We start from the raw sequence: 13,363 nt of genomic DNA, 5'->3' as shown, positions 1-13,363 counted from the left end.
TGGTAATATTATAAATGCGAATCATTAGTATTTATAATATGTGCAAGGATGAACAAACTCACCATGTCAGCAAAAGTCCTTATTGTTGAAGATGACCCCACCTTAAACAAACAACTAAATCAATTACTTGAAAATGCAGGCTTTTCTACTATTACTGCATACGATGGTAATGAGGGGCTGACAAAGGCAATTAGCCTTCCATTGGATTTGATCTTATTGGATGTCTCACTGCCTGAAAAAGACGGCTACAGCGTTTTAAGAACATTGAGGCAAACCCGTGTTACGCCTGTCATTATGCTAACCGCACATGGTGCAGAAGAAGAACGTATTCTGGGATTAAAAAGTGGCGCAGATGATTATTTATCTAAGCCTTTTAATTTCACCGAATTATTATTAAGAATAGAAGCGATTCTGAGACGATCATTGCCGCAGACCAGTCCTGATGATGAGCAGAAACAGCTAACACGGCATGGTATTAAGCTAGATAAATCTAAACAGACGGTGTTTTTTGCTGACCAGCCTATTCCGTTTACGCCCATCCAGTTCAAGCTGCTTTGGACCTTGATGCAGAACCCAAACCAGACACTCAGTAAGCCACAGCTTTATCGCTTAGTGTTAGAAAAAGAATTCAGTCGTTATGACAGAAGTCTGGATATGCATATGAGTCGTGTCAGACGTAAATTAGTCATGGCGGGGCTGCCTGCAGATCACCTGCAAACCGTTCACGGGACAGGATATATTTTATTATGAAGCGTCGTTTGCTATGGAAGTTAGTGGCGACCATAGTTATCGGAACCGTATTACTGTTTTGGCTGATACACCTATTGATGTTACACACAGAACAGCATATGAGTTTTATTGCTGAACGTGATCAGGGCTTATTAAAAGAGTATGCAAAAAAAGCTGAGAAGTATTACTTGGCGGATGATATCCAGTCATTAGACCAGTGGATAAAACAGATCGAAGAAAAAGAACATACCTGGGCTGCGGTGGTGACTTCACAGGTTACTCCAATAGGTAATAGTTATTTATCAGAAGCGTTTCAGGAAAGCTTTGGTCTCGGGCGAGATATTAGTTGGAAAATACATTTGTACTTCAAAGAAAATCCGATTATGGATTTGCCTATTGCAGATGGAAGAGCGCATTTTTTAATTACCCTACCGGATCGAATGCGTCCCGGAGCCTATTGGTTTCAGACCAGTTTATTATTACAAATCGCACTGCCTTTATTGCTGATGACATTAATTAGCGTGATTATCTACCGCCATGTTATGTCACCATTGAGTCAGTTAGAAAAAGCCACCAGACAATTTAGTGATGGCAATTTTAGTGTTCGTGTTGGAAAAAGTCTGGCAAAACGCCAAGATGAAATCACGGCTTTAGGCGAAACATTTGATGGTATGGCTGAGCGTATTGGTCACCTGATTCAGACACAACGCCATCTTATTTCTGATTTATCACATGAGTTGAGAACCCCATTAGCACGGGTTGAGTTAGCCTTGAGTTGGGCTGAAAACCAAAATCTTGACCCGCAACTGATAGAACGAATTCGTTATGAATGTCTGCAAATGCGTGCCATGGTTGAAGATACTCTCACTCTGGCATGGCTTGATAATGAACGACCGGATTTACGTCAGGAAACGCTCGACTTAACCGATTTGATAGACAGCATTATCGATGATGCACGATTTGAGTTTCCTGATCGGCAACTCATTATTACCATGCCTGACCAGGCAATTATTGAAAATAGCAGTGCCCGTGCAGTGGGACATGCCTTTGAAAACATCCTCAGAAATGCATTAAGCCACACTCCAAAAGAGGAGCCTGTTAAGATTAACCTGAAAACAGTTATGCAGAACTACCTGGTCGAAGTTGATGATTATGGACCAGGTGTAGCAAAGCAACATTTAAGTGATATCTTCAAACCGTTTTTTAGGTTGGCTCGGGCGGGTCGCGAGTGTCATCGAGGATTTGGGGTGGGCTTAAGCCTGGCCAAACGTCATATTGAAGTGTGTGGTGGCCAGCTAGTGGCAGAAAATTTAGTCAACGGTGGTTTAAGAATGACTATCACCCTACCAACAAGATAGTAGCAGAATGTAACAATTGTAAATTTCATATTCATTACCTTCTTCAATCATTAGAATGCGATTATGTATTATTTGATAATGATTATTATTTAGAGGTGGATGTGAGAATTTATTTAAATAAAATAAGTCAACCAACGATGCTAACACTCGCTGTTTTAGCAGGTTTATCAACACAACATGTATCAGCAGAAACACTTGAGTTAGAAACATTAAATGTTGTTGGAAATACCGTTACACCAGAAACAAACAGCGTTGACGCTGAACAGATAGAAAAGATGCAAGCTAACGATTTGCAAGACTTGTTCAGTCAGTCGCCAGAAGTGACGGTAGGTGGGGGGCCTGATGCAGCACAGAAACTCTATATTAGAGGTATAGAAGATCAGTTATTGAATATTACAATTGATGGTGCTCAGCAGTCGACTCGTCAATATCATCATGCAGGACGTATCAGCATTGAGCCAGAATTACTCAAGCGTGTTGAAGTTAATGCTGGTGCAGGTAATGCCCTTTCTGGACCAGGAGCATTAGGTGGCTCGATCAAGTTTATAACAAAAGACCCAGAAGATATGTTGAAACCTGGGCAAAAATTTGGTGGACTTGTCAAAGGCAGCTTTTCCAGTAATACCGATAGTTTTAAAACTAACACCAGTCTCTTCGGGCGTATGACGGATGATTGGAGTGCTATGGTTTCATACACACGTAATGACACTGATAATTACGAAGATGGTGATGGTAAGGAAGTCTTAGGAACGGGGTTTGACCAAGACTATGTCTTCGCGAAGATTGTTGGCCATATGACTGAAAGTCAGACTCTTCGCCTTAGCTACGAAAAGCGCCAAGATGAAGGTGAGCGTGCAAGACGTCCACAGTGGCTAGTTAGTGAAGGAAATCCATTATTTCCAATTGATATTGAGCGGAAAACACTTACATTAAATTATGAATTAAATCCTATAGATAACGCATATGTAGATATGGCATTAACGCTATACCATACAGAAACAGAGTTATTTCAGGATGGCGCATTTGGCCCTTACTATGGTGATGGTAAGAGTAAAGGTTTCGATTTGCGTAATACCTCTATCTTAGGGATGCACAAGCTTACGTATGGTTTGGATTATCGTGAAGATACTACTACTGCGGGTGGTGAAGCATATTCAGATAACTCTGCTTTTGAGGATAAATCAGAAGTTAGGGGCGTTTATATTCAGAATGATATGCAGATTACGGATGCCTTGTTACTTAGTGCGGGTCTACGATATGACGACTATGAACTAGATGATCAAATAGGTAACAATAACTTTGATGAAGATGATATCAGTCGCAATATCGGAGTTAATTATCACTTCACTGATAGTTTTAGTGCATTTGCATCTTATGCAGAAGCATTCAAGGGACCACAAGCACAAGACGCATTTAAAATTGATTTTGTTGCAAACAGTCCAGATTTAAAACCTGAAAAAGCAAAAAACGTTGAGTTCGGCGTAGCTTATGATTCTCAATCGTGGTTTGGTTCAGCAAAAGTATATCGAAGCAGAATAGAAGACGTTGTCGCTGATCCGGCTGGAGGCCCAAGGTTATTTGAAAATATTGGTGATTTAAAATCGGATGGTGTCATAGTTGAGCTGGGTCATCGTTGGGATAATATTCTAGGTAAAGTAAGTTATCACCATAATGAAGCTGATGTTGATGGCATTGAGGCTAATGCCTACGACCATAACGGAATTGCTAATACCGTTCGGGATACATTACTTACCCAACTTGACTACCAGTTAGATGCACAATGGAGTTTCGGGTGGAATGCGCAGTTTGTGAAAGGGCGTGACAATGTCAAGTTTTCTGATGGTGAAGTAGATAAACCTGGTTATGGTGTTCATGACTTATATGCCCAATGGATACCTTCTGAGCTTCATAACCTTCGAATTACAATGACCGTTAGAAATGTTTTTGATAAAAACTATATTGATCAGGCCAGCGTCGCAGACTACACAAGTATCTCAGGTTATGAAATAGTTCGAGGCTATAATGAACCCGGCCGTGATGTCCGCCTGAGCGTTGCATGGCAATTTTAATTTCCCCAAGTGTCTGAATACTCTCTCAGACCTTTTACTGAGCCAGATAGTCATATCTGGCTTATTTTTTGTGCTGGATAATGCCACTACTCAAAGACTGTATATCTGCCTCATGGTTGTCAGAATATGTAACAACAATGTTATCGATAAATGCCAATATAAAAACCATTGATGGCAAAAGTGCTATACGACTGTTCTATTAATAGGTTGTTATGTGGTGCCAGTAAGAATCTGTCTTACAGACAATTCAGATAATTTTAAAGACTAGGTGTTTTACTGAACATCATCCTAAGTCTGTTTGCTTGGTCGATACAAGCTGAACAGGACAATGGCAATAATAAAGGTCAGCCACTCTGAAAGCGGTAAAGCGATCAGAAATTCGGGCTCGGGCAATAACCACGAGAAAAACAGCAATAACAGAATCGGCAAAAATAGACCTCTTGATAATGCAATAACCATTGATGGAATAGGTTTTTGGATGGCTGTTAGGTAAATAGACATAATGACGTTAACACCATTAATCAGAAATAATGGCCATAACAAAACAATAAATTGTTGGGATAACTGCAAGGTCTGTTCTGCCGTTTCATCTAAAAACAATCTGCTGATTTGTGTGGGGAAAAAGACTAAACAAAGCGTCAGACTGATACTGATCAGTAAAATACAACTCAACGCCGTTAATAGAAATTGACCTATACGCTGTACATTGTGAGCACCATGATTTTGGCTAACGACTAGATGTAATGCATCTGAAATGCCGTAATAGAGCATCAAACTGATAAAAATCAGATAATTGATAACGGCAAATGCGGCGATGCCTTCGATACCCAGTTGACTCACTAAAAGCCAGTTCAGCACTAAAATAACCAGGCCCCCAGAGATTTCGTTAATAAACTCGGAGCCACCATTAAACATAGCCGGTTTAATTTCAGACCAATGCTGTTGCGTTAATAAAAAAGAAAGTGTTTTTTTAGCACGTAAAAAATAACGGCTTAGCATCATTAACTGGATAACTTGGGCAATAGCCGTGGCTGCCGCTGCACCTTTAAGCCCCCAATCAAATACGATAATAAACAGTGCGTCTAGAACAATATTGATCAGCGCGCCGCTTATTAATGCTGATGAAGCCAGGGTTTGGGCATTATCCTGACGAATGAAGTAATACATCACCATGGTAGATATTTGAACGACTAACACCGCATTGATGATGTAAAAGTAAGGCCGTATTAAAGTCAGCATGGATTCTGGTGTGCCGAGAAAGCCTAAAATACTGTCTGCAAAAAACCAGGAGAGCAGCATAAAACTCAAACCAATCATAACAATGGCAATAAGACATTGGCTAAACACATCGGATGCAGCAGCGAATCGTTTTTGCCCGATGTAATAACCAGCACGAACAGCGCCTCCGATTGACAACATCAGGGCCAGACCAAATATCAATGACAGATAAGGGATCAGTAAATTAATGGCTGCCAAACCTTCAGCGCTAACAAATTGACCCACAAAAATACCATCGACAATGCTGGCGGTGGTAATGGCTAGAAGGCCTAAAATGGAGGGAATGGCAAACCGTAAAAAGGTGGGAATGATAGGGCCAGACAGGACGGCTTTATCCATGATATTTGTTATCCAGAAAAACGCTTTTTTCTATTCAGAAAGTTTTTGTCAAATTAATGCTTATATAAAACCGGTGACAGAGTGTCAGACAGTTTGTCGTATGTCACGTTTTTATCTACAGACTCGCTAGATTATCGTTTTGTGATAGTGAAATGCGTATAATATCCAGTCATTTGCTGAGCGCGTGACTCAAAGGCCAACATCATCTGCCAGCGGGAACAATGCATGTCATGCAAAATCTATGTTAACTGTTCGGGATGGCCACCGACGTCACTAATGAAAATGTAACTAAATGAAGAATATACGTAACTTTTCTATCATCGCCCATATTGACCACGGTAAATCTACTATTGCTGATCGCTTTATCCAAATTTGTGGCGGTCTGACTGCGCGGGAAATGTCACAACAAGTACTCGACTCTATGGATATCGAGCGCGAGCGTGGGATTACCATTAAAGCACAAAGCGTCTCACTGGAATATAAAGCCCGTGATGGTGAAACCTACCAACTTAATTTTATCGACACCCCTGGACACGTTGACTTTTCTTATGAAGTATCGCGCTCTCTGGCGGCCTGTGAAGGGGCCTTATTGGTTGTTGACGCGGCTCAAGGGGTTGAAGCACAAAGTGTGGCTAACTGTTACACGGCGATTGAACTGGGCTTAGAAGTTTTACCCGTACTGAATAAAATTGATTTACCTTCGGCTGAACCGGAACGTGTTGCTCAGGAAATTGAAGATATCATCGGTGTTGATGCCATGGACGCGGTACGTTGCAGTGCCAAAACCGGTATTGGTATCGAAGATGTGTTGGAAGAGCTGGTGGCTAAAGTCCCTGCACCTAAAGGTAATCCAGATGGCCCATTAAAAGCGCTGATTATTGATTCCTGGTTTGATAGTTATGTAGGCGTTATTTCCTTAGTCCGTATCGTTGATGGCTCGCTGAAAACCAAAGATAAAATCAAAGTCATGTCGACCGGACATGAATATCAGGTGGATCAGGTTGGTACCTTTACACCTAAGCGCACACCCTGCGATGTGCTGGACTGTGGTGATGTAGGCTACGTTATTTCAGGTGTGAAAGAAATTGATGGCGCACCAGTCGGTGATACGTTGACCCATGCACATCATGGTGCCGATAAGATGTTGCCAGGCTTCAAAGAGGTAACGCCACAGGTTTATGCCGGTATTTTCCCTGTCAGCAGTGATGACTATGAGAACTTCCGTGAAGCTTTATCTAAACTGCGTTTAAATGATGCCTCATTATTTTTCGAACCAGAAAGTTCACAAGCCTTAGGGTTCGGCTTCCGTTGTGGTTTCCTCGGCCTTTTGCATATGGAAATCATTCAGGAGCGTCTGGAACGGGAATACGATCTTGACTTGATCACTACAGCGCCAACTGTTGTGTTTGAAGTGCTGAAGAAGAACGGTGAAGTCGTTCGCGTTGAAAACCCATCATCACTACCGGACATTGGTACGATCGAAGAAATTCGTGAGCCAATCGTCAGAGCTGACATTCTGGTACCGCAAGATCATCTAGGTGCGGTCATTACCTTGTGTGTTGAAAAACGTGGTGTGCAGAAGAATATGCAATACATGGGTAAACAAGTGGCATTGACCTATGAACTTCCAATGAATGAAGTGGTCATTGATTTCTTCGATCGTGTGAAATCTGTCAGCCGTGGTTATGCCTCGCTTGATTACCATTTTGTCAGATTTGAACCCGCCAATCTGGTTAAGCTGGATATCATGATTAATGGTGAACGTGTTGATGCGTTGTCACTGATTGTGCATAAAGACACCAGTGTCAGTCGCGGTAGGCTATTAGTAGAAAAAATGAAAGAGCTTATTCCTCGTCAAATGTTTGATATTGCGATTCAGGCGGCGATTGGTGGTCATATTATTGCGCGCTCTACAGTCAAAGCGATGCGTAAGAATGTATTAGCAAAATGTTACGGTGGTGACGTTTCTCGTAAACGTAAATTGCTGGAAAAACAAAAAGCAGGTAAAAAACGGATGAAATCAGTCGGCAAGGTGGATGTTCCACAAGAAGCTTTCCTCGCCGTTTTACAACTGTCAAAGAATTCATAAAAAGGTAGGAGCGTTAAACAGTGAGTTTTCCCGCAATCATGGTTTTACTGGTAGCCATTACTGGCTTGATTTGGTTAATCGACAAGCTGTTCTGGGCCCCACGTCGTGATAATGATGCAAAAGAACCTGTGGTGGTGGAATACGCACGTTCATTTTTTCCGATTATTCTCCTGGTGCTGGTGATTCGTTCATTTATTGCTGAACCTTTCCGAATTCCCTCATCATCGATGGTGCCAACATTGCACATTGGTGATTTCATTCTGGTGAATAAATTCTCATATGGCATTCGTTTACCCGTTCTTAATACAAAAATTTTCGATACAGGTGAGCCACAACGTGGAGATGTCGTGGTGTTTCGTTATCCGGTGAAAAAACATAAAGACGATCCGGATATTGATTACATCAAACGTGTTGTAGGGCTGCCTGGCGACAAAGTCGGTTATTTCAATAAAACGATTTATATTAATGGTAAACCTGTTGCACAAGATCCGCGCGAAAAGCCGGAAAGCATGATCAATATTGCTGCGCCTGGTTCAGAATTACGCTCAGAGCAATTAGGTGAACATAACCATTTAATACTGGTTGAACCTGGCATTAAACGGGTGGAAGGCGAAACGGTAGTACCTGAAGGACACTATTTTGTAATGGGTGATAACCGTGATAACAGCAACGATAGTCGTTACTGGGGCACTGTCCCTGAAGAAAATCTTGTTGGTAAAGCGTTCCTTGTCTGGATGAGTTGGGACTGGAATGAAGGCGGAATTGTCTGGAATCGTTTAGGTAAGTCCATTGAATAAGGAGATTGTGATGAAACACCAGCGTGGTATGACATTAATTGGCTGGGTCATTGTCATGGCCTTGATCGCTTTCTTTGTCACATTAGCGATTCGTTTGGTGCCAATGTATCAGGAATATTATGGTGTGGTTCAGATTATGGAAGATATGAAAACCGAACTGCGTAATAACAACTTATCCAAAAATGAAGTGCAAACCCTGCTTTCCAAGCGTTTTAATATTGGCTATATCAGCAGTGTAAAACGTGATGATGTTGAAGTATTTCGTGGTAAGAATACGGCATATGTGACCAAGATTGTCATCGATTATGAAGTCAGAAAACCGTTTTTTGCCCAGATTGATCTTGTGGGCCATTTCCACAAAGAAATTGATGTAGAGCCACAGCTATAATGATAACCCAGCGGCAAAAAGCCCTGTGCAAACAGTTAAAAGTAGAATTTAAAGATATCGCCTTCTTGCAACAGGCATTAACGCACCGTAGCGCAGATCCAAAAAATAACGAACGTCTGGAATATTTGGGTGATGCTATCCTGAGCTTTGTGATTGCTGAAGAGTTATTTAACCGGTTTCCTCAGGTTAAAGAAGGTAAGTTAAGCCGGTTAAGAGCGTCTTTAGTGAAAGGTGAAACACTCGCTGAACTTGGCCGAGAGCTAAAGTTAGGTGATGTGTTGATACTGGGGCCCGGCGAGTTAAAGAGTGGTGGCTTTCGGCGGGAGTCTATTCTGGCTGATGCTGTTGAAGCTATCCTGGGTGCACTTTATCTGGATAGTGGCCTGACCCAGGTTAAAGATCTTATTCTTAGATTATTTGCTGAACGATTAGATGCGATCGACGTCACAGAAACGGTCAAAGATCCAAAAACACGCTTACAAGAGTTATTACAGAGTCGTAAGCAGCCCCTGCCTTTGTATAGCGTGAAAGAATTAAAAACCGATAAAAAACAACCGGTATTTGAAGCTTCCTGTCAGATTACCTTGCTGGATAAGGTGGTGGTTGCTCAAGGTAGCAGTCACCGAAAAGCTGAAAAGAAAGCCGCTGAACGTGCCTTAACTTTAATTGAAGGTAAACAATGAACTCAACACCATTTCGTTCCGGTTATATCGCTATTATCGGTCGTCCTAATGTCGGTAAATCGACATTAATTAATCGTATTCTTGGCCAAAAACTGTGTATTACTTCACGTCGGCCACAAACTACTCGCCATCGTATTCTGGGTATTAAAACCACTGAAGAGGGCCAATTCATCTATGTGGATACACCCGGTATGCACAGTGATGGCAAAAAAGCGATGAATCGTTATATGAATCGTGCTGCGGCTGCCTCGATTGATGATGTGGATGTGGTGTTGTTTGTGGTGGAAGGCCTGAAGTGGACTGAAGACGATCAGCGAGTATTAAAACGCATTCAACAAGATGCACGTTCGCCGGTTATTTTAGTGTTAAACAAAGCAGATAAATTATCAGATAAATCTGATTTATTACCACAAATACAAGAGCTTGCACCCCAGTATGATTTTGCTGCGGTTGTGCCTATTTCTGCACGCAAAGGTATGAATACCGATGTACTGGAAAAGGAAATAGCCAAGTTAATGCCGGAAGGTGAGATGATCTTTGATGAAGATCAGTTAACCGATCGCAGTTCTCGATTTCTGGCTGGTGAAATCGTTCGTGAAAAATTATTCCGTTATCTTGGGCAGGAACTGCCTTACTCACTCACTGTAGAAATTGAGCAGTTTGAGGAAGAAGAAGGCATGTACCGGATCGGCGCTGTTGTTTATGTTGAGCGTAGCGGTCAGAAATCCATCGTGATTGGTAAAAAGGGTGAGCAGCTCAAACTTATCGGCCAGGATGCACGACTGGAAATGGAACAGTTATTTGGCTGTAAAGTCTTTTTACAAATCTGGGTTAAGGTGCGGGAAGGCTGGTCTGACAACGAACGTATGTTAAGAAATCTGGGTTATAACGACGATTTGTAGTGGTCGCTTGTGGAGCTGACATCAGCCTTTATTCTACATCACAGACCGTATCGGGAAACCAGTTCACTGGTCGATGTGTTAACCCGTGATCATGGTCGTGTAAGTCTGGTGGCCCGGGGGCTCAGGCAGACAAAAAAACGGTCATCACCGATACAGATATTCCAGCCAGTATGGTTAAGCTGGTATGGCCGGGGTGACTTAGTGACCTTAAGTCAGATAGAAAAAGATGAGCCCGGTTATCGTTTGCTCGGAAATGCCAGTTTGTGCGGGCTTTATATGAATGAGTTATTGGTGAAATTACTCCCTGTTCATGAAGCTGAACCAGACATTTTTGATGCCTATCGCCAGGCTCTCTCTTCGCTCCAGCAAAAGAATAATGAGCAGATTACACTGCGTTTATTTGAAAAAGCCTTACTGAGTCATCTGGGTTATGGCTTGGCCTTAACGGTGGATGCCGAGTCGGGAGAAGCGATTGAAGAGGATGGTATTTATATCTACTACCCTGACAGCGGTCCTCGACGTGTATTCGGTCAGCGTCTGCAAAATACGGTATCAGGACGAAGTCTGCGTCATCTCGAACAAGAAGCCGGGTTTGACGAGCTTAGCCTGAAAGAAATCAAACATATGATGCGGTCAGTGATAAATTATTATCTGGGCGGCCGGCCTTTACATAGCCGTCAGTTATTTGCTGGCCTTAATCAATTTAATACAAAAACAAACTGAGTTTGGAGATTCATGTCTATTTATCTAGGTGTCAACATCGATCATATCGCCACATTACGTCAGGCCCGTGGTACGCGCTATCCAGATCCTATTCAGGCGGCGATTGAAGCGGAACAAGCAGGGGCTGACAGTATTACTTTGCACTTACGTGAAGATCGTCGACATATTCAGGAACGCGATGTGGCGATGTTAAGCGATATCCTGCAGACAAAAATGAATCTGGAAATGGCGGTAACGGAAGAGATGCTGGCGATGGCCGAAAAATATCGTCCGGCAGATTGCTGTCTGGTACCCGAAAAACGTGAAGAACTGACTACCGAGGGTGGGTTGGATGTAGCGGGGCAATTATCTCGCATGCAGCAGGCTTGTCAGCGTCTGGCAGAGGCAAATGTGCGTGTTTCGTTATTTATTGATCCTGATCTGGCTCAAATCGAAGCCGCTATTGCCTGTGGTGTGCCTGTGGTGGAATTACATACAGGCCGTTATGCTGATGCAGAAACGGATGCAGAAGCCGAGCATGAGCTGGCGATTATTGCACAAGCGGCGAAACAAGCTCATGAAAGAGGATTACAGGTGAATGCCGGACATGGTTTGCATTATCACAATACACAGAAAATCGCGGCAATACCTGAACTGGTGGAATTAAACATCGGTCATGCCATTGTAGCTCGCTCAGTTTTTACTGGGTTTCAGGCAGCCGTGCGTGAGATGAAACAATTGATGCAGGATGCACGCCGCAGATGATTATCGGCATTGGTACGGATCTGGTTCATATTCCCCGAATGCAGGCCTTACTCGATAAACATGGTGATAAATTTGCTGAGAGAATACTCAGTGATGCTGAGTTCAGTGAGTTCAAATTACAGCTCAAACCGGCTAATTTTTTAGCAAAACGTTTTGCAGCAAAAGAAGCGGCAGCTAAAGCTATGGGAACAGGTTTTCGGGATGGTTTGAGTCTACGCCATATCAGTGTCAAAAATGATCCCCTTGGCAAACCAGAATTACAGTTTGAGAGAGTAGGACTTGAGCTGAAACAGAAAATGCATATTGATAAGGCCATGTTAAGCCTGAGTGATGATCATGAATACGCGATTGCTTATGTCGTTTTAATGGAAGCCAATTGATGAAATCTTACCCGACCATTGAAGCCTTTATCGGCCACACACCTTTAGTCAGATTACAACGTATTCCTGGTCATACCAGCAATACCATTCTGGTCAAGCTGGAAGGGAATAATCCCGCCGGTTCAGTCAAAGATAGACCTGTGGTCAGTATGATTCAGCAAGCTCAGCTCCGTGGTGATATCACGCCGGGTGATACTTTAATTGAAGCAACCAGCGGTAATACCGGTATTGCATTAGCGATGGTCACGGCTATTTTGGGTTACCGGATGATTCTGATTATGCCGGAAAACAGTAGCGCTGAGCGTCGTGCTTCCATGAAAGCCTATGGTGCTGAACTGATTCTGACCGATGGGATGGAATCCGCCAGAGATTTAGCGCTACAGATGCAAAAAGAAGGCAAAGGCAAGGTGCTAAATCAGTTTGGTAACTTTGATAATCCTCTGGCCCATTATGAAACAACGGGTCCAGAAATCTGGGCTGATACACATGGTGAAATTACCCACTTTGTTAGTTCAATGGGAACCACGGGTACCATCATGGGCACATCGCGATATTTAAAAGAGCAAAATCCAGCGATTCAGGTGGTTGGAGTACAGCCCGCAGAAGGCGCTAATATTCCCGGTATTCGTCGTTGGCCTCAGGCTTATTTACCTGAGATTTTTGAACCAGAACGTGTTGATATGACATTAGATGTCACTCAAGATGAAGCTGAAACCATGATGCGTCGTCTGGCGGCTGAAGAAGGGATTTTTGCTGGTGTATCATCAGGTGGTGCACTTGCCGCCGCAATGAAAGTTTCTGAACAGGTAGAGAATGCGGTGATTGTCAGTATTGTCTGTGATCGCGGCGACCGTTATATCTCAACAGGCGTTTTCCCTGCCTGA

General features: G+C 42.8%; 13 protein-coding genes. 12 read left to right on the top strand and 1 reads right to left on the bottom strand.

Going from position 1 to position 13,363, the window contains the following annotated elements; genetic code table 11:
• Window positions 1-48: 48 nt before the first annotated feature.
• The 3 genes from B2248_RS10255 (at window position 49) to B2248_RS10245 (ending at window position 4,156) form a co-directional block, all read left to right on the top strand.
• On the top strand, window positions 49-750 hold the full coding sequence (locus B2248_RS10255) for a response regulator transcription factor (RefSeq protein ID WP_007145695.1): 702 nt from the start codon (window positions 49-51) through the stop codon (window positions 748-750).
• Window positions 747-2,087, top strand: coding sequence for a HAMP domain-containing sensor histidine kinase (locus B2248_RS10250; RefSeq protein WP_273182176.1), 1,341 nt, complete (start codon window positions 747-749; stop codon window positions 2,085-2,087). The genes B2248_RS10255 and B2248_RS10250 overlap by 4 nt, the downstream gene beginning before the upstream one ends.
• Before the next feature lie 101 nt (window positions 2,088-2,188).
• The gene (locus B2248_RS10245; protein ID WP_273182173.1) at window positions 2,189-4,156 is read left to right on the top strand and encodes a TonB-dependent receptor domain-containing protein; all 1,968 of its coding nucleotides are present in this window, start codon (window positions 2,189-2,191) and stop codon (window positions 4,154-4,156) included.
• 288 nt (window positions 4,157-4,444) lie between these two features.
• On the opposite strand, the gene B2248_RS10240 is transcribed toward B2248_RS10245, so the two are convergent.
• Complete coding sequence (locus B2248_RS10240) at window positions 4,445-5,773, bottom strand: MATE family efflux transporter (protein WP_273182172.1); 1,329 nt, start codon at window positions 5,771-5,773, stop codon at window positions 4,445-4,447.
• Window positions 5,774-6,065: 292 nt separating this feature from the next.
• On the opposite strand from B2248_RS10240, the gene lepA reads away from it, so the two are divergent.
• From lepA to cysM, 9 genes are read left to right on the top strand one after another with little or no spacing between them, the layout of a single operon-like run.
• The gene (gene lepA, locus B2248_RS10235; RefSeq protein WP_007145690.1) at window positions 6,066-7,862 is read left to right on the top strand and encodes a translation elongation factor 4; all 1,797 of its coding nucleotides are present in this window, start codon (window positions 6,066-6,068) and stop codon (window positions 7,860-7,862) included.
• 20 nt (window positions 7,863-7,882) lie between these two features.
• A complete protein-coding gene (gene lepB / locus B2248_RS10230; RefSeq protein ID WP_273182171.1) occupies window positions 7,883-8,659 on the top strand; it encodes a signal peptidase I in 777 nt (258 codons plus the stop codon).
• 10 nt (window positions 8,660-8,669) lie between these two features.
• The gene (locus B2248_RS10225) at window positions 8,670-9,047 is read left to right on the top strand and encodes a DUF4845 domain-containing protein (RefSeq protein WP_007145688.1); all 378 of its coding nucleotides are present in this window, start codon (window positions 8,670-8,672) and stop codon (window positions 9,045-9,047) included.
• A complete protein-coding gene (rnc, locus tag B2248_RS10220) occupies window positions 9,047-9,730 on the top strand; it encodes a ribonuclease III (RefSeq protein WP_273182170.1) in 684 nt (227 codons plus the stop codon). The genes B2248_RS10225 and rnc overlap by 1 nt, the downstream gene beginning before the upstream one ends.
• Window positions 9,727-10,632 (top strand): GTPase Era, encoded by a 906-nt coding sequence (era, locus tag B2248_RS10215; protein ID WP_273182168.1) that lies wholly within the window; start codon window positions 9,727-9,729, stop codon window positions 10,630-10,632. The genes rnc and era overlap by 4 nt, the downstream gene beginning before the upstream one ends.
• A 9-nt stretch (window positions 10,633-10,641) precedes the next feature.
• On the top strand, window positions 10,642-11,355 hold the full coding sequence (gene recO, locus B2248_RS10210; RefSeq protein ID WP_273182166.1) for a DNA repair protein RecO: 714 nt from the start codon (window positions 10,642-10,644) through the stop codon (window positions 11,353-11,355).
• Window positions 11,356-11,367: 12 nt separating this feature from the next.
• Complete coding sequence (pdxJ, locus tag B2248_RS10205; RefSeq protein WP_273182164.1) at window positions 11,368-12,099, top strand: pyridoxine 5'-phosphate synthase; 732 nt, start codon at window positions 11,368-11,370, stop codon at window positions 12,097-12,099.
• A complete protein-coding gene (gene acpS, locus B2248_RS10200; protein WP_273182161.1) occupies window positions 12,096-12,479 on the top strand; it encodes a holo-ACP synthase in 384 nt (127 codons plus the stop codon). Before pdxJ ends, acpS begins: the two co-directional genes overlap by 4 nt.
• Complete coding sequence (gene cysM, locus B2248_RS10195) at window positions 12,479-13,363, top strand: cysteine synthase CysM (RefSeq protein ID WP_273182160.1); 885 nt, start codon at window positions 12,479-12,481, stop codon at window positions 13,361-13,363. The genes acpS and cysM overlap by 1 nt, the downstream gene beginning before the upstream one ends.

The sequence above is a fragment of the Methylophaga sp. UBA2012 genome (assembly GCF_002335235.1).
Taxonomy (GTDB): Bacteria; Pseudomonadota; Gammaproteobacteria; order Nitrosococcales; family Methylophagaceae; genus Methylophaga; species Methylophaga thalassica.
Note: the sequence above shows the minus strand (reverse complement) of the source record. Positions and strands in the feature narration are given on the sequence as shown.

Excerpts from the sequence above, each read along its gene's own strand:
- rnc (WP_273182170.1), top strand. The coding sequence starts at position 9,047 with ATGATAACCCAGCGGCAAAAAGCCCTGTGCAAACAGTTAAAAGTAGAA.
- B2248_RS10225 (WP_007145688.1), top strand. The coding sequence starts at position 8,670 with ATGAAACACCAGCGTGGTATGACATTAATTGGCTGGGTCATTGTCATG.
- B2248_RS10240 (WP_273182172.1), bottom strand. The coding sequence starts at position 5,773 with ATGGATAAAGCCGTCCTGTCTGGCCCTATCATTCCCACCTTTTTACGG.
- B2248_RS10255 (WP_007145695.1), top strand. The coding sequence starts at position 49 with ATGAACAAACTCACCATGTCAGCAAAAGTCCTTATTGTTGAAGATGAC.
- acpS (WP_273182161.1), top strand. The coding sequence starts at position 12,096 with ATGATTATCGGCATTGGTACGGATCTGGTTCATATTCCCCGAATGCAG.
- cysM (WP_273182160.1), top strand. The coding sequence starts at position 12,479 with ATGAAATCTTACCCGACCATTGAAGCCTTTATCGGCCACACACCTTTA.
- lepA (WP_007145690.1), top strand. The coding sequence starts at position 6,066 with ATGAAGAATATACGTAACTTTTCTATCATCGCCCATATTGACCACGGT.
- pdxJ (WP_273182164.1), top strand. The coding sequence starts at position 11,368 with ATGTCTATTTATCTAGGTGTCAACATCGATCATATCGCCACATTACGT.
- B2248_RS10250 (WP_273182176.1), top strand. The coding sequence starts at position 747 with ATGAAGCGTCGTTTGCTATGGAAGTTAGTGGCGACCATAGTTATCGGA.
- era (WP_273182168.1), top strand. The coding sequence starts at position 9,727 with ATGAACTCAACACCATTTCGTTCCGGTTATATCGCTATTATCGGTCGT.